This is a genomic window from Polyangium fumosum, from assembly GCF_005144585.1.
In the GTDB taxonomy this organism is placed as follows: domain Bacteria; phylum Myxococcota_A; class Polyangia; order Polyangiales; family Polyangiaceae; genus Polyangium; species Polyangium fumosum.
Genome location: NZ_SSMQ01000031.1, coordinates 46,360 through 70,602, shown reverse-complemented (window position 1 = coordinate 70,602; position 24,243 = coordinate 46,360). Strand labels below are relative to the sequence as shown.

Here is a 24,243-nt window from a genome sequence, read left to right as displayed (position 1 = left end):
GAGCGCGTCGGGCTCGCTTTGGGCAGGGTGGGCCCGACGCGCTCGCTTTTCTTCGCTTCGTTACCGCGTGGGCTTGAGGTGGAACGCGCCGCAGCCCGGGAACGTGATCTTGCCGGCGAAGAGGGAGTTGTCGGTGGCGATTTCGCCCTCCATGCTGACCATGATGTAGTGCTCGGGCTGCACGATCCAGCGGCTCGGATCGAAGCGCACGCGGCGGGTCTCGGGCTCGTACGTGCCGGAGATGAGGTACGAGCCGGCCGCGCCCGAGGGGGCGTGGTGGAAGTCGAAGACCGCACGCACGACGCGGCCGCGGACGTCGACGATGCGGAGCGCGAGGCCCGTGTTGCCCTGCGTGCAGTCGTAGTCGCCGACCCAGGTGCGCGCGCGCTGGAACGGGTTTTCCGCGGGGAACTCGCTCGGGACCCAGCCCTCGTCCTGGTGGACGATCTCGGGCGCCGGGGCGCCCTCGGGCTGGTTCACGATGATGTAGATGGCCGTGGGCTCGGACGTGGTCTCGACGACCTCCGCCGGGTCGGGAGGCAACGGCGCCGCGGCGCGGACGTAGTGCGGGCCGCCCCCGCACCCGAGCGCGGAAAGCGCTCCGACGAGGAGCGCTCCTCGTGCGGCACGAAACCCCATCGCCACCCTCTCCTCGAACGAGCTCAAGAACATCGTGTCCTCCCCGGCTCGAGTGCCTTCGTGACCCGCGGCGGCCGGCCGCAGGGGGAGAATAGCGCGTTTTCCCCGAAAGCACGTTCCTTTCGCGAAGTTCTCCCGAGGCGCGTTGCTCAGGACATCCTTCCGCGCGCTCCCCCGGAGCCCCTGACGGCCGTTCCCGAACCCCCCTCGGTCAACGAGACGGGTGCAGGGGCGCGCGGCGCGAGGTAGAGATCGCGCGCCATGGATCTCCTTCTATTCCGACACGGCGAGGCCGTGGAGAACGCTCCCGGGCTCGGTGACGCAGGCAGGTGGCTTACGGCGAAAGGCCGTCGGGTGTCGCGAAAGGTCGCGCGCTGGCTCGACGAACGGTCGTCGCGCAGGCCCACGGCGATCTGGACCTCGAGCCTGGTGCGCTCGGTGCAAACGGCGGAAATCCTCGCGGCAGAGCTCGGGCTGGAAGAGGAAGTCCTCGTGCGGCCGGAGCTCGCGCCGAGCGGGGATCTCGCGGACCTCGTGCGGCTCATCGAGGCCCATCGCGGGCGCGGGCCGCTCGCGCTCGTGGGCCACGAGCCGGGGTTGTCGATGCTCGCCCGGAACCTGCTCGGCGACGTGGCCTGGCCCGGGATCAAGAAGAGCGGAGTCGCGGCGATCCGTCTGACGCCCGCCGAGGGGGAGCAGGGGCGGCGGGAGGCGAGCTTCCGCTTTTTGCTCCAGCCGAAGGGGATGGAGCTCGTGCGCTCGCTCGACGTGTTCTCGCAGGAAGACGCGGCGCCGCCGCAGCAGGCGTCGGCCTAACGCACGCTCTTCGCCGCCGCTTCGAGGACGTCGACGTCGCGCACGCCGTCGGCCTCGGCGCGGTAGGAGAGGACGATGCGGTGGCGGAGCGCGGGCACGAGCATGGCGCGCACGTCGTCGACGTCGGCGGCGGCCTCGCCGCGGAGGGCAGCGCGGGCCTTCGCGGCGAGGACGAGGGCCTGGCTGCCGCGCGGGCCGGCGCCGTACCGTACGTACTCCTTGACCTCGCGGACGACCTTGCCCGCCGTGGGGCGCGTGGCCCGGCAGAGCGAGACGGCCAGGGAGACGGCCTCGTCCGTGACGGGGATGCGCGGCACGAGCTTGCCAATCGCGCGCACGTCGGCGGCATGGAGGACGGGCTCGATCTGCGGAGCCTTGCCGCTCGTGGTGCGGCGCGCGACCTCGCGCTCCTCTTCTTCGCTCGGGTAATCGACGTGGATTTCCAGGAGGAAGCGGTCGAGCTGGGCCTCGGGCAGGGGGTAGGTGCCCTCCTGCTCGATCGGATTGCGGGTCGCGAACACCTGGAAGGGATCCGGGAGCGGGTGCGTCGCGGCGCCGACCGTGACCTTGCGCTCCTGCATCGCTTCGAGGAGCGCCGCCTGGGTCTTCGGGGGCGTGCGGTTGATTTCGTCGGCCAGGATCAGATTGTGGAAGATCGGGCCGGGCATGAAGCGCAGCGTGCGGCTGCCGTGTTGCTCGTGGAGGACGTCGGTGCCGGTGATGTCGGCCGGCAAGAGGTCCGGCGTGAACTGGACGCGGCCGAACGAGAGGTCGAGGGCGCGGGCCAAGGAGGCCACGAGCAGGGTCTTGGCGAGGCCCGGGACGCCGACGAGCAGGGCATGGCCCCGCGCAGCCAGCGTGACGAGCATGGATTCGACGACCGCGTCCTGGCCGACGACGGCCTGGGCCACGGCGGTGCGGAGGCGCTTGGCGGCGGCCTCGGTCTTTTCGAGCAGCTCGGCGTCGGAGAGTTCGGCCTCGCCGGTGTCGGTCGTCGTATCGGTGGACATGGGGGTTCGGGGGCGCAGCTCCGCTCGCGGAGTGGAGCCCCCGAAGCGGTGTACGCGGCTGGCCTCGTACCGCGGGCGTCGTGCCCGAGCAAGGCTTCCGGAACTTCCCATGATCCGTCCGGGCCCAACTGTGTGACAATCACCTCGATGCCCCCGAAGCAGGAGCCTCGCGAAAAAGACACGCGGGAGGTCGCCGCGTTCGCCGTGCCGCCGCCGCCCCTCGTCCCCGCGGAGGCGGAGGAGGCGCGGGAGGCCCGGGACGCAGCCGAGGAGCCCTCGAAAGAGCGAGAGCGTCCGCCGGAGCGGCCCTCGAACCCGGGGAAACGGAACGGGAACGGGAACGGCGCGGCGAAAGCGCAGGTCGCGGACCACGCGGCGACGGCGCCGCTCGAGTCGCTGAGCCTGCGCGACGATCCGATCCCCTCGGTGCCGCCGCCGCCCGCGGCAGGGCCCTGGCGCTCGTACAAGGAGATCCTGGCGAAGCTCTCGCAGCGCGTGCTGGAGGCGCAGCGGCCGATCCGGATCTTGCAGGCGCTGCGCTGGGAGTCGGCGGTGGAGGAGCAGTTTCTCCGCGGCAAGCAGCGGGATCTGCCGAAGGTGACGTACGCGACGGACCTGGGCTTCGACGCGGACGTGAAGATCGCCGAGCTCGAGGAGATCCTGCGCGACGCGGAGCGCGAGCTTGGGAAGAACGATCGGCTCGGAAATATCCTGCGGCACACGGCGGCGGAGTACCGCGACGTCGTGCGGATGCTCAAGGCGCGCGGGAAGCGGGATTTTTACAAGATGTCGCGGGTGCTCTACGGGTCGCCGAAGGACAAGCTGCCCGACGGTCAGACGAGCGTGCGCGACATGGGGATCGTGCTCTACGACGTGCTCACGGCGATCGGCGGCGAGAAGCTCGGTCCGCCGGAGCGGCGCGAGATCACGGCCGAGATGGCGGCGATGGAGCTGAACGCGCGCTTCGATCGGTTCTTCGGGAGCGCGGCGATCCGCGTGCAGGTGGACGACTCGATCCTCGCGGACGCGGCGGCGGGCAGCGACTACGTGAAGATCCGGAGCGGGGCGACGTTCTCGACGCGGGACATCGACATCCTCGAGGCGCACGAGGGCTGGGTGCACGTGGCGACGAACCTGAACGGGCAGGCGCAGCCCGTGGCGCGCTGGCTCGGCAAGGGGCCGCCGCGCACGACGGCGGTGCAGGAGGGGCTCGCGGCGCTCGTCGAGATCTTCACGTTCCGGTCGTCGCCGCGACGCGCGAAGAAGCTGAACGATCGGATCCTCGCGGTGGACAAGGCCGAGGACGGCGCGAGTTTCCTCGACGTGTTCGAGTGGTACCGGACCGAGGGCTACGAGGAAGACGAGTGCTTCCAGAACGCGCGCCGGGTCTTCCGCGGCGGGCTGCTCGAAGGCGGCGGGCCGTTCACGAAGGACGCCTGTTACTGCAAGGGGATCGTCCTCAACTACGCGTTCATGCGGGCCGCGATCCAGCAGGACAAGGCCGCGCTGATCCCGTTCTTGTTCGTGGGGAAAGTGGCGCACGAGGACGTGCCGGTGCTCTACGCGCACGTCACCGACGGGATCGTGAAGCCTCCGCCGTACCTGCCGCCGCTCTTCGACGACATGAACGGGCTCGCGATCTGGATGTGTTACTCGTCCTTCTTCTCACGGCTCGGGGCCACGGCGATCGCCGAGCACTACAGCAAGGTGATGGCGCTCTAGCAAGAGCGCACCGCATAAAGCCGCGGCCCTGTCAATTGAAAAAGGACAGGACATGGGATCGCGGACGATGCGGTATGGGGTGAGCGTGGCGCTTCTCGGCGTCGCGCTCGGCGGGTGTGGAGAAGGCGGCGGGACGGGCGGCACGGCCGGGGCGAGCGCGTCGAGCACGAGCACAGGCACGGGCGGCGCCGGCGGCAGCGGGGGCGACGGCGGCGGCGGGATGGGCGGCGCCGGAGGTTCCGGCGGCGGGACCGTGGACAAGGCGAAAGATTGCGCCGACACGTTCGGCGACGCGCTCACGAGCGCGTTCGGGCGCGCCGATGGCACGGTGCTCGCCATCGTGAAGCCGACCGATACGCAATGCGCGATGCCGAACGACGATCACGTGGTCGTGCAGGTGGTCATGGACGGCAAGGCCTATCGGATGGTGGTGAACGTGGAATCGAGCTTCGGGGATCCCAACGTGCGGTACCTCGAGACGTCGCACGTGTTGCCCGGGCCGGTGTGGGAGGAAGGCTGGCATCCCGGGCTCTCCCTCGATTACGTGAACGACCTCGGGGTGCAGGCGGAGGCATTCACGCCGTATGACCTGCCCACGTTATCGGACATGATCGCCGACGTGATCCCGCTCGGCGAGAAGATCAGCGTCTATGCCCACAGCTCGGGCGGGGCGAGCGCGCACAAGGTGCACCGGAACAGCGCGGCCCAGGATGGGGTCATCGTGCTCGATCCGGAGGGCGCCGCGCCGAAGATGCTGCTCTTCCGCTTCTCGAACCAGGTATTCTGAGCTTCTCTCCGCGTTGCGCTGCGCGGCCCTGAAAACGGGACCCGCGTGGCGCGTAGGGGCCTCGGCAGGGCCCGTAGGGGGTTCGCCCCTAGGATTTCTCCTGCAAGTCGCCGCATGCTCGGGGCGTGTTCCATCGCCGGACCGCTCGACGTTCTGACGACCGGGCCGAATGAAATGGCTCGTGGTCGGACCTTCGCGGCAAGCGAGCACATCACTGCTTTTCAGCCCACGGAGGAAAGACCTCGTCGAATGGAAACAGGGGGGAGATTCGTATGAAGAACACGTCGAAGCTCGTTGCGTTGATTCTGTCGGCGTCGGCCTGCGTGTGGATGACGGGCTGCGCGGCCGAGTACGGGGATCTCAGCGAGGATACGGACGACGCGGCGGCCAACCTGGAGAAGGGCGCGATCACCAAGGGGCATCTCGGCGGTCAGGCGGAGTTCCCGGCGATCTCGAAGGGAAAGGGAATGCTCGGGCAGGACAGCCAATTCGAGGGCAGGATGCTCGGCAAGGCCGCGCGGGTCGTGGCAGGCGGGACGCAAATCGAGCAGCCGGCGTTCGGCGGAAGCCTGGAAGGCGGCCAGGCTGCGCGCGAGGAGAGGGTCGAAGAGGGGCAGCGCGCCGGTATCGAGGGGCAGCTCTCGGAGACGGCGCTCGTGCACGAGGAGTCGGCGGGTCAGGATGTCGCCGGCCAGGTCGAGGAGGGTGATACGTCGGAGTCGCAGGAAGCGCTCTCGAGCTGGTGCGGGGCTGGCATTGGATTCGCCGGGTTCGGGTACGGCTGGCGAGGATACGCTCCCGGCTTCTTCGGCGGCGGCTGCTATCGCCCCTGCGGCGGCTACGGGATCTGGGGCGGCTTCGCCGGCGGCTGCGGTTTGGGCGGCGCCTTCTGGTGATCGCTCCAGACATCAACGGAAGGAACGCGTGAATTGAACTTACGGGCCTGAGCGGCCTCCACGGAGGAGGTCGTTCGGGTCTGTTTCCATTTCCACGCTCCACGACTTCCGATCGAGCCATCCTGCTCCGGACATGAGCTCCTTTGGACCCGCGTGCCGATCGTCCCCGCGGGCGTTTCACCCGCGCCTACCCTCGACGTCGGGCTGTCCCGGCCAAATGAATTCGCTTGTGGCCGGACCCTCCGAGGAGAGCGAACCGCTCGCGCCCCTCACGCAGGGAATGGCCGCAGCGAAGTGGGAACAGGGGGAGGTTGGTATGAAGAACACGTCGAAAATCGTGGCATTGATCCTTTCCGCGTCCGCGGGCATTTGGCTCGCGGGTTGCGCTGCGGAGGTCGGGGATATCGACGAGGAGACGGAGAGCGCTCTCGATAACGTGCACAAGAGTGCCGGCTTCACCAAGGGGCGCATGGGCGCCTCGACGGATGCCTCGGGGAGCCAGGACGGCCAGCTCGGCGAGAACGTGTCCCTGGGCGGTCAGGTCGCGGGGGAGATCGCGGGCGGCATGCTCGGCAAGGGCCTCGGCAAGGGCATGGAGAAGGGGAAGGGATTCGAGCAGGGGCTCGGCAAGGCCATCATGGAAAAGGGCCTCAGCAAGGGCACGGAGAAGGGGCTCGGCAAGGGCTTCGTGCAGGGGCTCGGCAAGCACCATCTCAGCAAGAGCGCACCGATCGCGGCAGAGGAGAGGGCTGGCGGGCAGCCGGCGCTCGGCCAGCAAGAGGAAAGTGGTCAGCTCGCCGGGGAGAGCGGTCAGCTCGCCGGGGAGAGCGGTCAGCTCGCCGGGGAGAGCGGTCAGCTCGCTGGGGAGAGCGGTCAGCTCGCTGGGGAGAGCGGTCAGCTCGCCGAGGAAGGCGGCCAGGTCGCGGGCGCGGAGAGGATCGAGGGCCAGGTGGCCGGCCACGAGGGGCAGATCGAAGGCCAGGCGGCCACGAGTGGAGAAGAAGTCGGCCAGGCCGAGGAATCGACGGGTGAATCGCAGGAATCGCTCACGGCGCAGCCGTGGCGTCGCGGCTGGTACGGCGGGTACGGTCGGTATGGCTACCGCTACCCGTATTACGGTTACGGCTATCGCCCGTACTACAACTACCCTTACTACGGCGGCTACCCCTACTACAACTACCCTTACTACGGCGGCTACCCGTATTACGGCGGCTACCCGTACTACCGGCATCATCGCCGCTACTGGTGGTGATCGGCGGAACGGCTTCGTGACGTGAATCCATGGGCCCGGTCGGTCTCCTCGGAGGCCCACCGGGCCCGCTTCATTTCATCGTTGTTTCGATTCCCCGCCCGCCCTCGGCGCCGCGGGCGGCGGCTTCCGTCCCGACGGCGCGTCCGCCGTCCTCTCCGCCTCCGCCCGCCCTTCCTCCCTTTCCCCTTCCGCTCCCATCCGCCCCGGTGGCATCATCCTCGCCGTGAGGATCTGCCCCGCGTGCTCGCGCGAGTACCCCGATGCGCGCTCGCATTGTCAGGATGACGGGATCAAGCTCGTCAGCCTGGACAAGACGGCGGCGCTCCGGGCCGAGCAGCTCGTCGGGCAGCTCGTCGACGGGCGCTACCGCATCGAGCGCGTGCTCGGGCACGGCGGCATGGGCACGATCTACGCCTGCCGGCACGTCGTCGTCGGCAAGGCGTTCGCGATGAAGGTGCTGCGCCCGCCGCGCAGCGGGCAAAACGATGGCGTGCTCGCGCGCTTCATCCGCGAGGCGCAGACCGCGAACGCGCTGAAGAGCCGGCACATCATCGAGACGACGGACTTCGGCCAGCTCGAAGGCGGCCCGTTTTACGTGGTGATGGAGCTGCTCGAAGGCTTCGATCTCGCGCGGGCGATGCGCGAGTCGAGGCTCGGTCCCGCGCAGCTCCTGCACGTGTTCATCCAGATCGCCGACACGCTCGGGCTCGTGCACGCGCAAGGGATCGTCCACCGCGATCTGAAGCCGGACAACGTGTTCCTCGTGCAGGAAAACGGCGATCCGCTCTTCGTGAAGCTGCTCGATTTCGGGATCGCGAAGATCCTGCACAGCGGTTCGTCGGAGCTGACCGAGGAGGGGATGATCCTCGGCACACCACACTACATGGCGCCGGAGCAGGCGCGCAGCGAGAGCGTGGATCACCGCGCCGACGTGTACTCGCTCGGCGTGATGATGTACCGCGCCTTCACGGGGAGGCTGCCGTTCACCGCGGAGTCGACGATCGGCGTGATCACGCGGCACGCGATGGAAGCGCCGGAGCCGCCGAGCCGGTTCTGCGCGATGGATGGGCTGCTCGAAGGCGTGATCCTGCGCTGCATGGCGAAGCGGCCCGAGGAGCGGCCGCAAAGCATGGCCGAGGTGTCGCGGGATCTGCGCGCGCTCGCGATGAAGTCGTCGGGGCAGGGCTGGCCCGTGCCGAGGCATGACATCGGGGGCTTCGCTCCGACGAGCGGAGCTGCGCCCCCGAACCCCGCAGGCAACGCACCGGCGCCCTACGCGACGGGGAACTTCGCGCGGATCTCGACGAGCAGCGTGCCGATGCCGATGCCGGCGGCGACGCCGAGCCAGGCGCCTCCGCCGATGATGGAGAGCGGCGCGACGCAGCGCGGGTTCGTCACGTCCGCGACCGGGGCGCACAAGGCGCCGCCGAAGCGCAGCGCGGCCGTGGTCGTGTCGCTCGGCGTCGCGGCGCTCGCGATGGGCGGGATCGGCGCGGTGCTCGCGTTCGCCGTGATGCGCGGAGGCGGAAGCTCGCAGCAGAACGCGAGCGCATCGAGCGCAGAGGCGCCCGCCCCGAGCGCGAGCGCGAGCCCGACGTCTCCGCCGCAGGCGCTCGCCGCGACGGCGCCGCCCGAGCCCACGACGACGCCCGCGACGTCGGCCGCAACGCCGACGACGTCGACGCCGACGGCGACCCCCGCGGCCACGCAGACGTCCGCGCGCGGGACGTCGCCGGGGCCCGTTCGTACCGCAGCGCCGCCGCCCACGACCACCAGCAAAACGGGCCGCAGGTCGGAGATCCGGAGTCCCTTCGAATGATCCGTCGCTCCATGCCGCTCGTCGCGGCGTCGCTCCTCGGTTTGTCCTTCCTCGTCACGAGCCCCCTGGCCTCGGCCCAGGCGAAGAAGTCCACGTCCACGTCTGCGCCTGCGACGAAGAAGAAGCCGCCGAACAAGAACGATCCGAAGCTCGTCGAGGCCAAGCGCCTGTTCCAGCAGGGCGAGGAGCTCTACACGAAGGGCGACTACGAGAAGGCGATCGAGGTGTGGGAGATGTCCTACGAGCTCTCGCAACGAGAGCTGATCCTCGAGAGCATCGCGAACGCCTACGAGCGGCTCGGCAAGGCCGAGAAGGCGCGCGAGTACCTGGGTCGCTGGCGGGAAGCGGCGCCGCCGGAGGAGCACGCGGATCTCGACGCGCGGCTCGCGAAGCTCGACGAGCGCATCGCGAAGGAGAAGGCGGAGCAGGCCGCGAAGGAGAAAGCCGAGAAGGACGCGAAGGACAAGCGCGACGCCGACGAGCGAGCGAAGCGCGAGGGCAGCAAGCTCTTCATGCCCGGCGTGATCCTCGCGGCGGCGGGCGGGGCCGTGGCGCTCGGCGGCGGCGTGCTCGACATCCTGGCCGCGACGCGCAGGCCGGATGCGGCGTCGGTCTGCGGAACGACGGCGGATGGACGGCAGCTCTGCCGATCGTCGGCGAAGGACGACATCGAGACGTCGAACACGTTCGCGACCGTGGGCGACATCATGCTGATCGGCGGCGGCGTGGCCGCGGCGGTGGGCGTCGTGCTCGTGGTGACGCAGAGCGGCGGGAAGAAGGGCGCGGAGGAGACGAAGACCGCCGTCGTGCCGTGGTTCTTGCCGGGCGGCGGCGGGATCGTGGCGGGCGGGTCGTTCTAGCGGACGCGTGCCGGGCGCGTACGACGCAGGCGCCGAGCGATGCGTGCGATCGCTCGGCGCTTGTCAAGCGATTTACGGCGTGCTGTTGGGATCCGCCGGATCACTCCCGGCGTCGTGCTCGTCGCCGTCGCGGAACCCGTCCTCGTCGCGGTCGAGGCCCAGGCGCTCGCCTGAGCCGGGCGGCGTGCAGGTATAGGTCAGCGGCAAGTTGAGCAGGAGGGACACGAGGCGGAGCGTGGCGTCCGCGATCGGGGGAGAGCCCGCGCGATTGCTCGTGAACAGGCCGCCGCCCGCGTAGAGGTAGCCGAGCTCGCTGCCGAGCAGGTGCCCCTTCACGACGAGATCACATTCCCCGGCCTCGGCGCGGCTGCGCAGCAGATTGAGGCGGGCGTGGACGGCCGCGTTGCTCGTTTGGGTCAAGGTCGCCTGCTGCCCGACGATCGGCGCCATGTTGGAGTCGAACGCGAGGAGGAACGACTCGACCTGCCGCCGCAAGAGCTGGCCGCTCGGGCCGACCGGGAATCCCTCGGGGTTGAATTCGCTCTCTCCGAAGCCGAAATGCATGAATCGGAAGATCGTATCGATCATGCCATCGTGCAGAAAGCCGAAGCCGCGCACCTGATCGCCCATGAAGCCATTGTCGCCCGGCTCGATCCCCGGCGCCTCGGCCATGCCGAACATCCCGACCTTCTGGTAGAGGTTGCGGAAATGGGGGACCTTCATCGTTTGGGGCGTCCCCTCGAAGGTGCTCAGGCCCATCGTGCCGAAGAAACCCGGCGCCTCGCTCTCCGGGTTGCCGGTGGTATCGAGGGTATGGCATCCCTCGCAGCTATGCGTGACGTCGGACATGGGGCCGGTGAAGAATGCTTTCCCCGCTTGCTGGTCCGGCGTGAGGGAGTTGTCGAGGTTGCGGATCGGGTTCGGCGGATAGGTGATGCGCAGGACGAAATCGGTGAATGCGTCCATGTCCGGCTCGGAGAGCTCGGTGTGGCGCCCCAGGAGCTCCACGAAGGCGGGGTTGAATTTCTTGAAAGCCGCGACCTCGTCGAAGATCCCGCTGTCCGGCTGGACGGACGGCGCGTCGTTGCCGCCGGTGCGGTCGCCGCGCCAGTGCATCGGTCCATGGTTTGCCATGCCGCGCAGGCTCTGGGTGGTCATGGGGCCCTTCATCGGGCGATAGTCGGGGGTGCCGGGATCCTCGACCAGGAAGGGCCCCGGATTGGGGATCGTGACCGCGTCCGGATTGCCGAGGTCCCAGGCCAGGCTGTCGAAATCGCCGAACACGTGGCAACTCGCGCAGGACGAGTCGCCGTGGCTGGACGAGAATTTCGCGTCGTAGAGGAACTTCCGGCCGTGCGTGATGCTGGGCGGCTCGGGGTTGTGCATCGGCACGTGGGCCGTCTCGACGCGCGTCGCAGTATCGATGATGGAAATGGCGTTGTCGAAGCTCGTCAGCGCATAGAGGCGGCCGCGCGCTTGATCGAGCACGATCCCCGTGGGCCCCCCGCCCGAGACGGGGATATGGTTCGTCGCCGAGGGCACGAACGTGTCGTTCTCCAGGGCTGCCGTATTGAAAATGCCGATCTTGTTCGAGCCCAGGGCGGCCACGTAGAGCGTCGCGCCGTTGCTGGTGATGGCCATGCCCTGCGGCAGCGCGAGGCTCCGCTCGTTCTCCGTATTGGGCAAGGGCGCGCAGCAGCTCGCGTAATCGATGTGCTTGTTGATGTGCCGCGGGGCCACGCTGCCCGCGCCCAGCACCGTGATTCGGCTCTCGTGCAGGTGCCCCCGCAGCGTCTCGCCCGCGAAGATCCCCGGGCCCTCGAACCGCTTGTCGTTCTGCGCGTCGGTGTTGGTGACGTAGACCTTCCCGTTCACCGGGTTGACGATCATGTTGTACAGGATCGTGCCGACGCCGGTGTAAAACCCTGACGGGCCCGCCTTCTGGGCCGGGGGATGGGCCGTGGCGTCGATGACGAACACGTCCTCGTCGGGCAACGAGAAGCGCACCTCGTCGTCCCACGTACGGCCGATGGAATCGACCCAGTTGGCGCCGTTGTGCTTGACGATGATGCTGCTCTCGGGCTGCGGGAGGCCCTCGAAGTTCGTGTTGGGCGCGGCGACACCACCGGCCGCTTCCCCGCCGTCGGGGACCAGCAGATCGCTGACGACCGTGGTGCGGTTGCCGGAATGGAAGGCGGCCGCATACACCTTGGAGCCGTCGGGGGAGACGGCGAGCGCGCGTGGCGTGTCGCTGAAGAGGGTCACGATGGTGAGCGGCGTCCCACCGAGGGGCGCGCCCAGCGCATTCGCGTCGAAGACCCAGACGTCGGCGCGGCCGACGCCGGGCGTGGCGAACTGCGGGTCGCTCGGGCGATTCTGGCCGCGGTGGGCCGTCGTGATGAATGCACGCCGGCGGTTCGGCCCACCAAAAACGATATCACGAGGTTCGTCCCCCACGAGCAACGTGCGCACCACCCGCCCGTGCTCCGGGTCGCTCACGTCGACGACGCTGATGCTGTCCGAGAGATGATTGACGACCCATACCTCGTCGTCGTTTCTCGCCGCGACGGCGACGGGCTCGAGCCCCACGGGCACCGAGCCGACGTGTGACAGGCCGTTCTTTTTGACGCGGAAGATCTCCAGCCGACCATCCGGGGTATTGACGGCGAAGAGATGTTTGCCATCGGTCGACAGTGCGAGGGGGCGCACTTGACCACTTTCGAAGAGTGTGTACGACGAGGCCGCGTGTGCGAGGGTGGGGGCGGTGAGAGGGACGGCGAGCCCTGCAATCGCGAGGGCTTTGCGCAGCAATCCAGATCGGGTCATCACCTGTTCCTTGCCAGCGTCGCGGGGCGGATTCCGGCGTTACGCCGGAGAGCGTGCTCGACGCCACTCTGCAATGTGCTACGGGTGACGAGCCCGCGCAAATCGGTCCCGAGCTCGACGAGCGTGCGCGCGGTCTCCGCCCGGATACCGGTGAGTACGACCTCCGCCCCGAGGAGCGCCACGGCCTGCGCGGCCTGGATCAGCCCATTGGCGACATCCGCGTCCACCACCGGGACGCCGGTCACGTCGAGGATGGCGACCGCCGCCCGATGCGCCATCACCCCTTCGAGCAGCGTCTCGATGACCTGCTGCGCGCGCGCGCCATTCACGACGCCGATGAGCGGCATGACCACCACGCCCTTGGCGATGGGGATGAGCGGCGTCGACAGGGCGCGCAGGGCCTCGGCCTGCATGCGAATGATCTCCTCCTGGAGGCGTACGTTTTCGGCCTCGGCGCGCTGCGTCTGCTCGATGGCCCGCTGGGCCCGCTGCTGCGAGGTGACGTCGATGTTGAATTCGACCACGTACTCGGTGCCGTCGTCGCCCTGGATGGGGATGTAGGTGGTCTCGGTCCACACCACGCGTTCGTCGACGGTCGCCAGGGTGGACCCCGCGGTATCGTACGAGGTCGGCGGCATCGTGATGTTCGTATGCTCGGCGGCCGCCCGCTCGAAATTGGCGACGAACCCCATCGATATCGATGCCGGATCGCTCAGGATGTTGAATTTCCCGATGATGTCGTCTCGCACACCCCCGATGACGTCGAGGGAATTGCGGTTCATCGCGACCGACAGCCCATCCCGCCGGTAGACGCCCAGGCCCACGGGGATGGCATCGAAAATCTTACGATAGGGAACGCGCCGCTCGTGTTCGGTGAGGGTGTTTTCCAGCACCTCGCGCTCGGCGAGCGCACGCTCGAGCTCGGTCACCCGCGCGCGCAGGGCTGCGTTCTCGGCGCGTAAGACTTCGTAGGTAGGCTCGTCGTTCACGCCTCTCCTCCTTCCAGGGCCGCACCGCCAGCACGCATTGGTTGGGACAGCAAACAGCCGGAATGCACCCGCGTATCGTATCCGCGAGCAACACCCGCGAGGAAGGGAATCCGTGCGGCACGAGGCAGGATCCTTCGTCTTGTGGGGCGGTGTAAGGAAGGCGATGCGACAGCCGATTGACGCCCACGGCTTTCTTCTTCCGCGGAAGCGTATCTCGTGATTCTAGCGGCCCTCGCTTCGCGGCGGGTACGGCCGGTACGCGGGGGGCTTGCCTTCGAGCGCGCGCTCGACGTTGCGCCGGACCCGGTCCCGGCGGATGCGCGTGAGGAGCGCATTGCCGCCGGGGATCACGAGCCGTACGATTTCGGTCGCGAAGTTCCACGCCGCGCTGCCGAGGACCAGCCATTTCCACGCGTTGTTCGGCAAACCGAGCTCGTCGCCCGCTTCGTCGCCCAGCACGAGCCGCGAGAAGCCCGCGCGCCACTGCGCGTCGACATAGACGAGCGGCCGTGGGCGATCCGGCTCCACCGGCACGGCGAGCAGCGCGGCGGCGAGCTTGCGGCTGTCCTCGTCGCCTCCGGGCTGCGTGGCGGCCGAAAGGTAGACGAGCGCGCACGCCTCCTCGAAATCGCGCGGGAGCAGGTCGAGGCGGACGCCCATGAGATACCCGACGTACCGCCAGAAATGCACGAGCGCGTCGGCCTCGCGTCGCGTGATGATATGGCCGAGGGTGCGGAGGCCGATCACGAACACCGCCGAAAAGAGGAGGTTCGTCGCGAGCAGGTCGGCCTGGTTCACCGGCAGGCCCCACGCCTCGTTTTGCCATCGCGGATCGTCCGCGAGCCGGACGCGCACCATGGCGTGCATGAGCCGGACCATCACGGCGCCGCGAAACCCGGCCGAGTCGCGCGCCACCGTACGTGACGCGTACAGATCGAAGACGAACTTCGACGTCTCCGCGAGCCGCCGATACGCCATCGATTCGAGGGCGCCCGTGAACGCGATCGGCTTGTTCGCGGCCGACGAGCGGTAGCCGCCGGTCAGGCAAATGCAGCTCAGGACCCGCTCGCCGCTCATCCCCACGCGATCGGCCGTCCGCGCCGCGAGCTCGAGCTTCTCGTCGTCGACCCACGCCGGCCGGGCGTCGAGCTCGGCGAAGAGCGCGACGAGCGCCGCGGGCGCCTCCGGAAGGCTGTGGATGCCCTCATCGACGGCGCGCCCGAGGAGCCGATACCCCTCGCCGCGTGGCAGCTCGGCGAAGCTCCGGACGACCTCGTCCGCGAGCGGATCACCGTCGAAGAGGGTGTCGCGGAAGCGCGTGATGTGCTCCTCGCGTGGCGGCGGAAGCCGGTACGCCTTCCGGAAGAGCGCGTTGCGCGGGCTCTCCTTCACGAGAGGGTCCTGGTACCGGGTCGGAACGGCGCGGGCGCTTGTGTGGGCGGCCATGCGGGTCTCCTGCGTCTCCTGGTTGCCCCCGATCATGATCCGAGCAAGAACGTCGATCAGCTCGGATTCCTCCCCTCGCCTCGGCGGTGCACGCGCATGATCGGAAAAGTCTTTGATCCGAAGCCGCGGAAGTGGCCCCGGCAGGGGCGGTCCCGGGCCACCTTCGACGCGATCCTGGATGCGACGGCTCGGATTCTCGAAGAGCGCGGCTACGAGGGGCTGACGACGAACGGGGTCGCGGAGCGGGCCGGCGCGAGCATCGGGACGCTCTACGAGTATTTCCCCGACCGCGAGACGCTGGTCGCGCTCCTCGTCGAGCGTGAAGCGCGCCGGGTGCTCGCGGCGCTGGAGGCGAGCATGGCCTCCCTCCATGGCCTTCCGCTCGAAGCGGCGATGCGGATCTGGCTCGAAGCGATGTTCGCGGAGCTCGAATCGCGCCGGGCGCTCGTGGCCGCGCTCCTGACGGGCGTCCCGTTCGTGGGCCTCTTGCCGATCGCGACCGAGTTTCCGGCGCGCCTCGTCGGCATCGCGGCCGCCGGGGGCAGCCATCGGCGCGAAGAAATCACGCTCGACGGGCTCCCTTCGGTCTTTTTCCTGATGGCGAACATGCTCCGCGGCGCCTACCTCGCGATGCTCCTCGAACCCCCGGCGGGCCTGTCGCGCGCGTGTTTGCTCGACGATCTGACGGTGCTCGTGATGCGCATGCTCCGCCCTTTGCAGCCGGCGACGCCCCCCGCCGCCGACGAGGGCGCGTGACCCGTTTGTCAAGCTGATCTTCCCGGACGCCAAGCGGCCATGCGAGGGAGGCGGGGCGGACGAGACGGCCCTTGAGCCGTCGGGGGTTGCCAGTCATGCTCCGTCGATGCCGACGTCCGACGGAGCGAGGAGCACGAGCTACGAGCGCCTGCACCACATCATGGCGGCGGCCGAGGATCGCAGCGGCCCGTGCGCGGCGCAGGTCTTCGGCCTCTTGCGTGGCCAGGGCATGGAGATCCGCAGCGTGCTCGATGTCGGCTGCGGCCTCGGATCGTGGCTGGCCGCCGCGCGGGACGCGCTCGGCGCGGAGGTGCTCGGCGTGGACGGGCCCTGGACGAACCTCGATCTGCTTCGAATCGACCGCGCCCGCTTCCAGGTGGCGGACCTCGAAAAGCCGCTCGCCCTCGGCCGCTCGTTCGATTTGGCGATTTCCGTCGAGGTGGGGGAGCATCTCCCCGCGGAAGCGGCCCCGGTGCTCGTGGCCTCGCTCGCGCGCCACGCCCCCGTCGTCCTTTTCTCGGCGGCGATTCCGGGGCAGGGCGGCATCTCGCACGTGAACGAGCAATGGCCCGCGTATTGGGCGGAGCGATTCGCAGAGCACGGATTCGGTTGTTACGACGTGCTGCGCCCGATCCTGTGGGAGCGCAGCGACGTCGATTGGTGGTACAAGCAAAACCTGCTGCTCTTCGTCCACGAGGCGAGGGCCGCGGAGGCAGGGGTGCGGCTCCACCTGGGCAGCCCCGAGACGCCGCGCCGGCTGGTCCACCCCGATGTATTCGCGGTGCGCTGCCCGCCCCGCAACATCGATATCTTTTACGAGAATGGGACGGCCAAGGGCCGGTATTGGGAGTGCGATCGCGAGACCGGTGAGCTGCGGGAAAGCGGTCGCTGAGAAGGTCACCAGGTCGCGCGCCGACCTCCGCGCGCGTCCTCGTCGAGCGACCAGGTCCCGCTCCCTCCTCCCGCCGCACCCTGGCGAGCTCACAAGGTCGCGAGCGGACCTCCCCACGCGTGCTGTTCAACCCACCAGCGCAGGATCCCGACGCCTCGTGCGTCCTGGTCCATGCACCCGAACGGGATCCCGGCTCCCTGCGTGTGCTGGTGGGCTGACGCGTCGGCGATCCCGCGGAGGTTTGTGACCTGGCGAGGCGGCCAGGCCTCTCCGGCGGCTCGGTTCGCGTCCTTGTCGACGTGCGAGGGATGGATATCCCTGCGGTCGACGGGGTCCTTCAGTTCACCCCGTTCGTGCCGGCCTGGTAGTGCGTGTAGCCGGCCGTGGCCTCGTCCTCGTCGTGGCCTTTGCCGTTGCTCGACATGACGCGCTCGACCTCGGCGTCCATCGTGCCCTTGAGGATCTTGCTCCACATCACCCAGTCGGCCGCGAAGGACCAGAGCGGGTACTTGAAGCTCGCGGGCTTGTTCTTCTCGATGAAGAAGTGGGAGAACCACGCGGGCCCGTAGCCGGCCACGAGCGCGATCGGGACGAGCGCCGGGCGGCGCAGCGCGATCGCCGCGAGGGCCGTCAGCCCCGCCGCGGTCGTCCCGGCGAAGTGGAAGAGGCGCGTCGCCTTGAGGCTGTGCTCGCGCACGTAAAACGGCCAGAACTCCTCGAAGCTCTCGATGTCCTTCGTCGACATGCCTGACGTTCTACCACGCCCGGCCGCGGTTCACTTGCCCTGGAACGACGCCTTGCGTTTCTCGACGTAGGCCGCGATGCCCTCGCGGGCGTCCTCGGAGGCGAAGAGCTCGGCCTGGAGCTCCCGCTCGAAGGCGAGACCCTGCTCCAGGCCCATTTCCATACCGGTCTGCACGGCGCGCTTGATGCGTCCGACGGCCAGGGCTGCGCGGCCCGGGGTCGTGAAGCCCTGGGCATATGCGATCGCGCGGTCGAGGAACGCGGCGTGGGTCTCCGTCTGCCAGACCTCGTCGACGAGGCCGTAGGCGAGCGCCGTGTCGAAGTCGAACGTCGTGCCCTCGCACATGAGCTTGATGGCGCGCGGTTTTCCGACGAGCCGCGCGAGCCGCTGCGTGCCGCCCGTGCCCGGCAAGACGCCGAGCGCGACCTCGGGCAGGCCCACCTTCCCGGCGCCGCGCCGCGCCACGCGCAGATCACAGGCGAGCGCGATCTCCAGACCGCCGCCCACGGTGTGGCCGTTCAGCGCGGCGATCACGAGCTTCGGCGTGTGCTCGAGGCGCAGGAGCGTCTCGTTCGCGTGCAGGCAGAACTGGTATTTGAAGCTCGGCGCCGCGGTCTTCAGCATGTTGATGTTGGCGCCGGCGCAGAAGAACTTCTCGCCGTGACCCGTCACGACGAGCGCCTGCACCGCGTCATCGAAGCGGCAAGCGAGGATCGCCGCGTCGAGCTCCTTCATCATCTCGTGCGTGTAGCCGTTCACCGGCGGGTCGTTCAGCGTGAGGACGGCGACGCGAGATCTTGTTTCGCACTCGACAAGAGCCATGGCGCGCCCCATTTACCGTGGCGGCGCGACGGGATCCACCGCCTGCGCCACGGCGGGCACGCTCGCGATGCGCGCGTGTTCTCCTTACCTTCCGCGACGCCGGCCTCGGGGCGCGGCGGCGCGAACCACCTTCAAACGGGGCACGGTTTCGTGCTACCTGGGACGCGTTGAACCCCATGGATCCTGCGGACGTGCGGCAGAAGCTCAAGGAACTCATGGTCACCGAGCTGAACCTCGAAGGAAAAGCGCCGTCGGACATCGACGACGCGGCGCCGCTCTTCGGCGAGGGGCGCGGGCTCGGGCTCGACTCGCTCGACGCACTTCAGCTCGCCATGTCCGTGGAAGAAAAATTCGGCGTGCGTGTCCCGGAGGGGGACGAGGCCCGCAGCATCTTCGCCTCGGTCAACGCGCTCGCCGACCACATCGTGCGCGCGAAGGCCGCGGCCTGACGAGGACGTTTTCCTTTGTCGCCCGGCCGAACGCGCCGGGCGGCGCCGTGACGAGGCCGAGGGGCGCATGCGCATCTGGGTGACCGGCATTGGCGTCGTCTCGCCCCTCGGGCGCGGGGCCGGCGTCACCATGGACAGGCTGCTCGCGGGCGATCGTGCCTTCGGCGAGCTCTCGCTCTTTCATCTGCCCGACATGCGCACGCGGCTCGCCGCGGAGGCGCCCGGGATCTCGGCGGCCGAGGTCGCGCCGGAGGGCGACGCCGAGGCGTGGTCGCGCACGGACGCGATGAGCGTGCTCGCGGTGCGCGAGGCGCTCGTGCAGGCCGGCGTCGCGCCCGCGGCCGCGCCCATCGATCTGATCGTCGGCGGCACGACCGCCGGGATGTACGAGACCGAAGATTTGCTCGCGGAGCTGTCGCGGGACGCGGACGCGATCAAGCCGCTCCGGGCCATGCTCACGCACCCGCTCTCGTCGACGGCCGATCACGTGCGCGCCGCGGTGGGGCCGTTCCGCCGCGTGCGCAGCTTGTGCAGCGCGTGTTCGAGCGGGGCGAACGCGCTCCTGCTCGCGGCGGCCTGGATCCGCGCGGGCGTCTCGCATTGTGTGGTCGCGGGCGGCGCCGATGGGCTCTGCCGGCTCACGTACACGGGGTTCGGCGCGCTCTCGGCCGTGGACCCGAACCCGTGCCGCCCGTTCGACAAACGCCGCGCGGGCCTGAACCTCGGCGAGGGCGCGGCGTTCCTCGTGCTCGAACCCGAAGACACGAGCCGCGCGCGGGGCGTGACGCGGCCGATCGCGGAGCTCGTCGGCTGGGGCGTGGGCGCCGAGGCGCACCACATCACGAACCCCGAGCGCGAGGGGCGGACGGCGGCGCGCGTGATGCGGGCGGCGCTTGCGAAAGCGCGCCTCTCGCCCGCGGACATCGACCACGTGAACGCGCACGGGACGGCGACGCCGCTGAACGACTCGATGGAGGCGGCCGCGATCCGCGCTTGTTTCGGGCCGGAGGTCGAGCGCGTCCTGGTCTCGTCGGTGAAGGGCCAGATCGGGCACACGCTCGGGGCCGCGGGCGCGATCGAGGCGGCCGTGTCGGTCATGACGATCGCGCGGGGCGAGATCCCGCCGACGCAGGGGCTCGAAGAGGTCGATCCCGCATGCCCGCTCGCGCACGCGACACGCGCGACGAAGGCCGACGTGCGTGCCGTGATGTCGAACTCGTTCGGCTTCGGAGGAACGGACACGTCGCTCGTGTTCGCCGCGCCGGGCGTGTTTCCCGCTCCCGAGGCGCCGCCGCGGCGCGCGGTGGTGGTGGTCTCCGCGGCGACCATCGGCCCGCTCGGGGTGCTCGGCGCGCGGGAGAACGACGCGTACCTGAAGCCCGGTCCCGCGCCCGCGCCGGGGCCGATCGCCTTCCAGGCGGCCGATCACCTCGACGTGGGCCGCGCGCGCAGGCTCGATCGGGCGGGCCGGCTCTCGGCGGTGGCGATCCAGCGGGCGCTGCGGGACGCGGGCCTCGATCCGCTCGATCCCTCGATCGGCGCGGACGTGGGCGCGATCCTCGGCGCGGCGTTCGGCAGCGTGGATGGCTCGACCGCGTTCATGCGGCGCATCTACGAGAAGGGCGTGAAGTTCGCGAGCCCGGCGGATTTCCCGAACCTCGTGCCCTCGTCGCCCGTCGGGCACGCGTCGATCTACCTCGGGCTGCGCGGGCCCGTGTTCGCCGTGGCCGACCTCGGGGTGACGGCCGAGTGCGCGGTCGTGACGGCGGCGGATCTGATCGCGGTGGGCGAGGGGGAGGTGCTCGCGGCCGGCAGCGTGGAGGAGGCGAGCCCGATGATCGAGCGTTGCCTCGGGCCGATCTGCTCCGGGGAAGCGCGCGGCGTCCGCAGCGAGGGCGCGAGCGCGATCCTGCTCGAAGCCGAGGAGCACGCGAAGGCGCGGGGGATCCGGCCGCTCGCGCGTTTGCCCTGGTGGACGTCGTGGCGCGGCGCGGGCGCGGGCGTCTTCAAGGACGCACCGGCGCCGTCCCAGCGTTCCGCGGTCCTCACCGGGCAGGAGGATCTCCCGCCCGGCCTGCATTTGCCCGAGGCCTGGGCGCGTGTCCCGCATCGCGCCGTCGCGCCGCGGGCGGGCGTGCACGAGGGCGCGGGCGGGTTCGCCCTGGCCGCGGCCCTCGCCGCGATCGCGCGGGGCGAGCTCGACGCCGCGCTCGTCGTGGGGCACGCGCCCGAGCGGGGGTACGCCTTGCTGCTCACGGCCGAGCGATCGCCGGACGATTCCGGTTCGTCGTGATGGGCCGCGCCGGCTTGCTCGGGGCTTTTGCGGTGCTCCTCGGCGTGACGTCGTGCGCGGCGCCGGACGCGCTCGCCCCGCGCGCGGCCGAGGCCCCCACGCTCGCGCGCTGGCGGGAGGCGCGGCGCAAGCTCGCGGTGATCTCGAAGGCGGCCGAGGGCGAGGGCGCGCGGACGCTCCGGCTCGCGCTCGCGCTGCGGGAGCCTTTGACGGGCCGCACGCTGGAGGCGCGTGGCGCCGTGGCGATCGCGCCGCCGGACGCGCTGCGCATGATCCTGCTCGGGCCCGGCGGCACCACGGCGCTCGACCTCTGGGTGCGCGGGGAGCGCTTTCGTTTTGCGGTCCCCGCGATCGACCTCTTGAAGCGCGGCGACGCGTCGACGCCCCGCGCCGAGACACGCGGGCTGCCCGTGGATTTCCTCCGCTGGTGGCTGCTCCGGCCCGCGTCGGGGCGGCTGCTCTGGCACGAGGCCGCGCCTTCGGGGGATCGGTTCACGTTGCGCGACGGCGCGGCCGTGATCGAGCTTTACGCGGCGCATTCGGGGGCGCTCTCGGCACGGCGCACGACGTGGTCGAGCGAAGGGAGCCGCGCGGAAAAACTCGACGAGGAGAGCGTGGAGGCCGATCGGATCGGGTGCGGCACCGTGCGCTACCGCCAGGCCTCGACGGGGCTCACCGTCACCGTCACGTGCGAGGGCGAGGAGAAAGGGCGCGCGCCGAACCCGCGCGCCTTCGTGGATCCGGATGCGCCCGCGGAGGACGTTTCCGCGGGAGGAGGCGCCTCGTGAGTGATGCATGCGTGATCGCGGTCGGCGCCGTCTCGGCGCTCGGCGTGGGCCCGAGCGCGTACCACGCGGGGGACGTCGGCGCGCCGGCGCGCGTGGTCCTCGCCCGAGATGAAGAGCTCGCCCGCGCCGGCCTCGCCCGCCCCTTCGCCGCCCGCGCGCCCGGCGCGCTCCCGCTCCCCGCGGGCACGGCGTTCGAGGATCCCGCGGCGGCGCTGCTCGCGTGTGCGCTCGGGCAGATCGTGTGCTCCCTCGACGAGACGCGCCCCGATTGGCGGAACGAACGCCTCGGGATCGCCGTCGGCACGTCGAGCGGCGGGATGATCGGGGCGACGCGGTGGTTCGCGGCCCGCGAAGCCTGGGCCCGCGGCGAGGCGGCTCGCGAGGACGAACGCGCCGCGCTCGCCCGACGCGCCACCTACTTCGCGCCCTTCGACGAAGCGCTCGCCGCCGCGGATCTTTCGAGCCCCAACGTTCGCCGCGTGCACCTCGTCGCCGCGTGCGCCGCTTCGACCCTGGCGATCGGCCTCGGCCTGCGATGGCTCGACCGGGGCGCCTGTGACCTCGTGATCGCCGGCGGCTACGACGCGGTCTCGGGCTTCGTCGCGACCGGCTTCGAGGTTCTCCGCGCGACCACGGCTTCACGTCCCCGGCCTTTTCGCGTCGGCCGCGACGGCATGAGCCTCGGCGAAGGCGCCGGCCTCGTCGCGCTCGTCCGCGAACCGCACACCCGCGGCGCCTCGGTGTTCGTCCGTGTCGCCGGCTTCGGCGCCTCCACGGACGCCGTGCACATCACCGCGCCCGACCGCACCGGCGACGGCCTCGCGCGCGCAGGGGCCGCGGCGATCGCCGACAGCGGCCTCGCCCCCGCGTCGATCGGCCTCGTCAGCGCCCACGCGACCGCGACCCCCTTCAACGACGCGATGGAGTCCCGCGCGATCGCCCGGCTCTTCGAAGCCGTGCCCGCCCCCGTCGTCCACCCCTTCAAGGCCCAGATCGGCCACACGCTCGGCGCGGCCGGCGTGCTCGAATCCCTCGCCGCGGCCGACGCGCTCCGCCGCGGGATCGCGCCCGCCGCGGCCGGGGAAGGCGAGCTTGATCCGGACGCCGCCGTCGCTCTGCTCGATCACGCCGAGGCGCGCCCGCTCGACGCCGCGCTCAAGCTCTCGGCTGCGTTTGGCGGCGCGAACGCCGCGCTCGTCCTCACGCGCGCGCCGAGCGGACGCGCGCCGCGCCGAGCGCGCCCCGTGTACCTGCACGCGCACGCCGCGATCACGAGCGTCGACCTCGTCGAGCTCTCCGCGCTGACGGGGGTCGCGCGGGATCGCCTCGCGCGGCTCGATCCGCTCTGCCGGCTCGGGATGCGCGCCGTCGCCGAGCTCGCGCGTGTCGTGGGACGCGAGGCCCTCGCGGGCGCCGGCATCGTCGCGGGCCACGCGCTCGCCACGCTCGACACGAACGAGCGCTTCGACGCGCGCCGCCGGGCGCGTGGCCCCGGCGCCGTCGATCCACGCCTCTTCCCGGCCACCTCGCCGAACGCCGTCGCGGGCGAGTGCGCGATCGTCTACCAGCTCCGCGGCCCGAGCTTCGCCGTCAACGCGGGCCTCGACGGCGGCACCGAGGCGCTCTCCGTCGGCGCGGAGCTCGTCGCGATGGGCGACGCGGATCGTGTCGTCGTGCTCGCGGTCGACGAAGCCGGCCCTGCCGCGCGTGATCTTCTGTCATGCACGTCCGCCGCGGGCCGCGCCTACGCCGAGGGCGCGATGGCTGTGCTCCTCGGCGCTTCCGCGGAAAATGCGCTTGCTTCGATCGACCCTGACATCACGAGCGACCCTGACGCGGGCCCTCTCGGGCATCTTGCCTTGCAGGCAATCGTCCTCGATTTCGTGACAAAATGGCGGTCGGCTTGCCGGGGGTAGGGGTCCTCTGGCAAGTTGCGCGTGGACCTCGATGCCTTCGACCCGAACCCTTGCCGCCTTCGCGATCGCCCTCTCCACGCTCACGGGATGCGCCACGCGCTACATCCCCAACACCGACGTGGAGGACACCGACGAAAACCGCAAGATCATCGCATTTTGCGAGAAGTATCGGCACGCCGTCGAGGAGAAGGATCTCTCCGTCCTCTACAGCTTCGCGTCGCCCGACTATTACGAGGACGGCGGCAACGTCGATCCGGGCGACGACATCGATTACGCCGGCTTGAAGGCCTACCTGAGCGGCGCCTTTCAGGACGCGCGCGCGATCCGTTACGAGATCCGCTACCGCCGCATCTCGCACGAAGACGGCATGTTCTTCGTCGACTACACGTACAGCGCGAGCTACCGCATCCCCGGCACGCGCGGCGAAGAGTGGCGCCGCAAGGTCGAGGACAACCGCCTCGAGCTCGTGCCCTACAACAACGAGTTCCGCATCGTCGGCGGCATGTGACGAGGCCGCTGC

21 protein-coding genes are annotated in these 24,243 nt (G+C 70.1%); 14 read left to right on the top strand and 7 right to left on the bottom strand.

The window, feature by feature from the left end:
• Window positions 1-60: 60 nt before the first annotated feature.
• Complete coding sequence (locus E8A74_RS27105) at window positions 61-672, bottom strand: hypothetical protein (RefSeq protein ID WP_170229395.1); 612 nt, start codon at window positions 670-672, stop codon at window positions 61-63.
• A 228-nt stretch (window positions 673-900) separates the two neighbouring features.
• Here E8A74_RS27105 and E8A74_RS27100 point away from each other — a divergent pair, with 228 nt between their 5' ends.
• On the top strand, window positions 901-1,455 hold the full coding sequence (locus E8A74_RS27100) for a SixA phosphatase family protein (protein ID WP_136931974.1): 555 nt from the start codon (window positions 901-903) through the stop codon (window positions 1,453-1,455).
• Here the strand turns inward: E8A74_RS27100 and E8A74_RS27095 are convergent.
• Window positions 1,452-2,465 (bottom strand): AAA family ATPase, encoded by a 1,014-nt coding sequence (locus tag E8A74_RS27095; RefSeq protein ID WP_136931973.1) that lies wholly within the window; start codon window positions 2,463-2,465, stop codon window positions 1,452-1,454. The genes E8A74_RS27100 and E8A74_RS27095 overlap by 4 nt on opposite strands.
• 147 nt (window positions 2,466-2,612) lie before the next feature.
• Between E8A74_RS27095 and E8A74_RS27090 the strand changes: the two genes are divergently transcribed.
• The 6 genes from E8A74_RS27090 to E8A74_RS27060 all read left to right on the top strand — a co-directional run bounded on the left by E8A74_RS27090 (window position 2,613) and on the right by E8A74_RS27060 (window position 9,801).
• Complete coding sequence (locus E8A74_RS27090; RefSeq protein ID WP_232379762.1) at window positions 2,613-4,187, top strand: peptidase MATCAP family protein; 1,575 nt, start codon at window positions 2,613-2,615, stop codon at window positions 4,185-4,187.
• Window positions 4,188-4,239: 52 nt separating this feature from the next.
• On the top strand, window positions 4,240-4,974 hold the full coding sequence (locus E8A74_RS27080) for a hypothetical protein (RefSeq protein ID WP_170229394.1): 735 nt from the start codon (window positions 4,240-4,242) through the stop codon (window positions 4,972-4,974).
• A gap of 272 nt (window positions 4,975-5,246) precedes the next feature.
• Window positions 5,247-5,870 (top strand): hypothetical protein, encoded by a 624-nt coding sequence (locus tag E8A74_RS27075; protein ID WP_136931971.1) that lies wholly within the window; start codon window positions 5,247-5,249, stop codon window positions 5,868-5,870.
• Window positions 5,871-6,186: 316 nt separating this feature from the next.
• Window positions 6,187-7,122 carry a hypothetical protein gene (locus E8A74_RS54080; RefSeq protein ID WP_211365455.1) on the top strand — a complete coding sequence of 312 codons (936 nt, stop codon included), beginning with the start codon at window positions 6,187-6,189 and terminating at the stop codon, window positions 7,120-7,122.
• A 223-nt stretch (window positions 7,123-7,345) separates the two neighbouring features.
• Window positions 7,346-8,941: a serine/threonine-protein kinase gene (locus tag E8A74_RS27065; protein ID WP_136931970.1), complete on the top strand. Its 1,596-nt coding sequence runs from the start codon at window positions 7,346-7,348 to the stop codon at window positions 8,939-8,941.
• Window positions 8,938-9,801: a tetratricopeptide repeat protein gene (locus E8A74_RS27060; protein ID WP_136931969.1), complete on the top strand. Its 864-nt coding sequence runs from the start codon at window positions 8,938-8,940 to the stop codon at window positions 9,799-9,801. The genes E8A74_RS27065 and E8A74_RS27060 overlap by 4 nt, the downstream gene beginning before the upstream one ends.
• A gap of 72 nt (window positions 9,802-9,873) precedes the next feature.
• Here the strand turns inward: E8A74_RS27060 and E8A74_RS27055 are convergent, their stop codons facing one another.
• The 3 genes from E8A74_RS27055 to E8A74_RS27045 all read right to left on the bottom strand — a co-directional run bounded on the left by E8A74_RS27055 (window position 9,874) and on the right by E8A74_RS27045 (window position 15,062).
• Complete coding sequence (locus E8A74_RS27055) at window positions 9,874-12,627, bottom strand: beta-propeller fold lactonase family protein (RefSeq protein ID WP_136931968.1); 2,754 nt, start codon at window positions 12,625-12,627, stop codon at window positions 9,874-9,876.
• Window positions 12,627-13,556, bottom strand: a complete 930-nt coding sequence (locus tag E8A74_RS27050; RefSeq protein ID WP_232379761.1) for an STAS domain-containing protein — start codon at window positions 13,554-13,556, stop codon at window positions 12,627-12,629. Before E8A74_RS27050 ends, E8A74_RS27055 begins: the two co-directional genes overlap by 1 nt.
• Before the next feature lie 282 nt (window positions 13,557-13,838).
• Complete coding sequence (locus E8A74_RS27045; RefSeq protein WP_136931967.1) at window positions 13,839-15,062, bottom strand: oxygenase MpaB family protein; 1,224 nt, start codon at window positions 15,060-15,062, stop codon at window positions 13,839-13,841.
• A gap of 96 nt (window positions 15,063-15,158) precedes the next feature.
• Between E8A74_RS27045 and E8A74_RS27040 the strand changes: the two genes are divergently transcribed.
• Window positions 15,159-15,818 (top strand): TetR/AcrR family transcriptional regulator, encoded by a 660-nt coding sequence (locus E8A74_RS27040; RefSeq protein WP_136931966.1) that lies wholly within the window; start codon window positions 15,159-15,161, stop codon window positions 15,816-15,818.
• 106 nt (window positions 15,819-15,924) lie between these two features.
• Complete coding sequence (locus tag E8A74_RS27035) at window positions 15,925-16,710, top strand: class I SAM-dependent methyltransferase (RefSeq protein ID WP_136931965.1); 786 nt, start codon at window positions 15,925-15,927, stop codon at window positions 16,708-16,710.
• Window positions 16,711-17,047: 337 nt separating this feature from the next.
• Here E8A74_RS27035 and E8A74_RS27030 read toward each other — a convergent pair whose 3' ends face one another.
• Entirely contained in the window at window positions 17,048-17,455 is a 408-nt protein-coding gene (locus E8A74_RS27030) for an Mpo1-like protein (protein ID WP_136931964.1), read from the bottom strand.
• 30 nt (window positions 17,456-17,485) lie between these two features.
• A complete protein-coding gene (locus tag E8A74_RS27025; RefSeq protein WP_136931963.1) occupies window positions 17,486-18,277 on the bottom strand; it encodes an enoyl-CoA hydratase/isomerase family protein in 792 nt (263 codons plus the stop codon).
• Window positions 18,278-18,453: 176 nt separating this feature from the next.
• On the opposite strand from E8A74_RS27025, the gene E8A74_RS27020 reads away from it, so the two are divergent.
• The 5 genes from E8A74_RS27020 to E8A74_RS27000 all read left to right on the top strand — a co-directional run bounded on the left by E8A74_RS27020 (window position 18,454) and on the right by E8A74_RS27000 (window position 24,231).
• Window positions 18,454-18,726 carry a phosphopantetheine-binding protein gene (locus tag E8A74_RS27020; protein ID WP_170229404.1) on the top strand — a complete coding sequence of 91 codons (273 nt, stop codon included), beginning with the start codon at window positions 18,454-18,456 and terminating at the stop codon, window positions 18,724-18,726.
• Window positions 18,727-18,793: 67 nt separating this feature from the next.
• Entirely contained in the window at window positions 18,794-21,019 is a 2,226-nt protein-coding gene (locus E8A74_RS27015) for a beta-ketoacyl-[acyl-carrier-protein] synthase family protein (RefSeq protein ID WP_136931962.1), read from the top strand.
• Window positions 21,019-21,807, top strand: a complete 789-nt coding sequence (locus tag E8A74_RS27010) for a hypothetical protein (RefSeq protein WP_136931961.1) — start codon at window positions 21,019-21,021, stop codon at window positions 21,805-21,807. The genes E8A74_RS27015 and E8A74_RS27010 overlap by 1 nt, the downstream gene beginning before the upstream one ends.
• Window positions 21,804-23,723 (top strand): beta-ketoacyl synthase N-terminal-like domain-containing protein, encoded by a 1,920-nt coding sequence (locus E8A74_RS27005; RefSeq protein WP_136931960.1) that lies wholly within the window; start codon window positions 21,804-21,806, stop codon window positions 23,721-23,723. Before E8A74_RS27010 ends, E8A74_RS27005 begins: the two co-directional genes overlap by 4 nt.
• A 31-nt stretch (window positions 23,724-23,754) precedes the next feature.
• The gene (locus E8A74_RS27000; RefSeq protein ID WP_232379760.1) at window positions 23,755-24,231 is read left to right on the top strand and encodes a hypothetical protein; all 477 of its coding nucleotides are present in this window, start codon (window positions 23,755-23,757) and stop codon (window positions 24,229-24,231) included.
• Window positions 24,232-24,243 lie beyond the last annotated feature (12 nt).

Bases quoted from the DNA above. Each gene is read 5' to 3' on its own strand.
- E8A74_RS27090 (WP_232379762.1), top strand. From the start codon at position 2,613: ATGCCCCCGAAGCAGGAGCCTCGCGAAAAAGACACGCGGGAGGTCGCC.
- E8A74_RS54080 (WP_211365455.1), top strand. From the start codon at position 6,187: ATGAAGAACACGTCGAAAATCGTGGCATTGATCCTTTCCGCGTCCGCG.
- E8A74_RS27045 (WP_136931967.1), bottom strand. From the start codon at position 15,062: ATGGCCGCCCACACAAGCGCCCGCGCCGTTCCGACCCGGTACCAGGAC.
- E8A74_RS27010 (WP_136931961.1), top strand. From the start codon at position 21,019: ATGGGCCGCGCCGGCTTGCTCGGGGCTTTTGCGGTGCTCCTCGGCGTG.
- E8A74_RS27095 (WP_136931973.1), bottom strand. From the start codon at position 2,465: ATGTCCACCGATACGACGACCGACACCGGCGAGGCCGAACTCTCCGAC.
- E8A74_RS27000 (WP_232379760.1), top strand. From the start codon at position 23,755: ATGCCTTCGACCCGAACCCTTGCCGCCTTCGCGATCGCCCTCTCCACG.
- E8A74_RS27105 (WP_170229395.1), bottom strand. From the start codon at position 672: ATGTTCTTGAGCTCGTTCGAGGAGAGGGTGGCGATGGGGTTTCGTGCC.
- E8A74_RS27020 (WP_170229404.1), top strand. From the start codon at position 18,454: ATGGATCCTGCGGACGTGCGGCAGAAGCTCAAGGAACTCATGGTCACC.
- E8A74_RS27100 (WP_136931974.1), top strand. From the start codon at position 901: ATGGATCTCCTTCTATTCCGACACGGCGAGGCCGTGGAGAACGCTCCC.
- E8A74_RS27075 (WP_136931971.1), top strand. From the start codon at position 5,247: ATGAAGAACACGTCGAAGCTCGTTGCGTTGATTCTGTCGGCGTCGGCC.
- E8A74_RS27060 (WP_136931969.1), top strand. From the start codon at position 8,938: ATGATCCGTCGCTCCATGCCGCTCGTCGCGGCGTCGCTCCTCGGTTTG.
- E8A74_RS27040 (WP_136931966.1), top strand. From the start codon at position 15,159: ATGATCGGAAAAGTCTTTGATCCGAAGCCGCGGAAGTGGCCCCGGCAG.
- E8A74_RS27080 (WP_170229394.1), top strand. From the start codon at position 4,240: ATGGGATCGCGGACGATGCGGTATGGGGTGAGCGTGGCGCTTCTCGGC.
- E8A74_RS27025 (WP_136931963.1), bottom strand. From the start codon at position 18,277: ATGGCTCTTGTCGAGTGCGAAACAAGATCTCGCGTCGCCGTCCTCACG.
- E8A74_RS27055 (WP_136931968.1), bottom strand. From the start codon at position 12,627: ATGACCCGATCTGGATTGCTGCGCAAAGCCCTCGCGATTGCAGGGCTC.
- E8A74_RS27015 (WP_136931962.1), top strand. From the start codon at position 18,794: ATGCGCATCTGGGTGACCGGCATTGGCGTCGTCTCGCCCCTCGGGCGC.
- E8A74_RS27030 (WP_136931964.1), bottom strand. From the start codon at position 17,455: ATGTCGACGAAGGACATCGAGAGCTTCGAGGAGTTCTGGCCGTTTTAC.
- E8A74_RS27035 (WP_136931965.1), top strand. From the start codon at position 15,925: ATGCCGACGTCCGACGGAGCGAGGAGCACGAGCTACGAGCGCCTGCAC.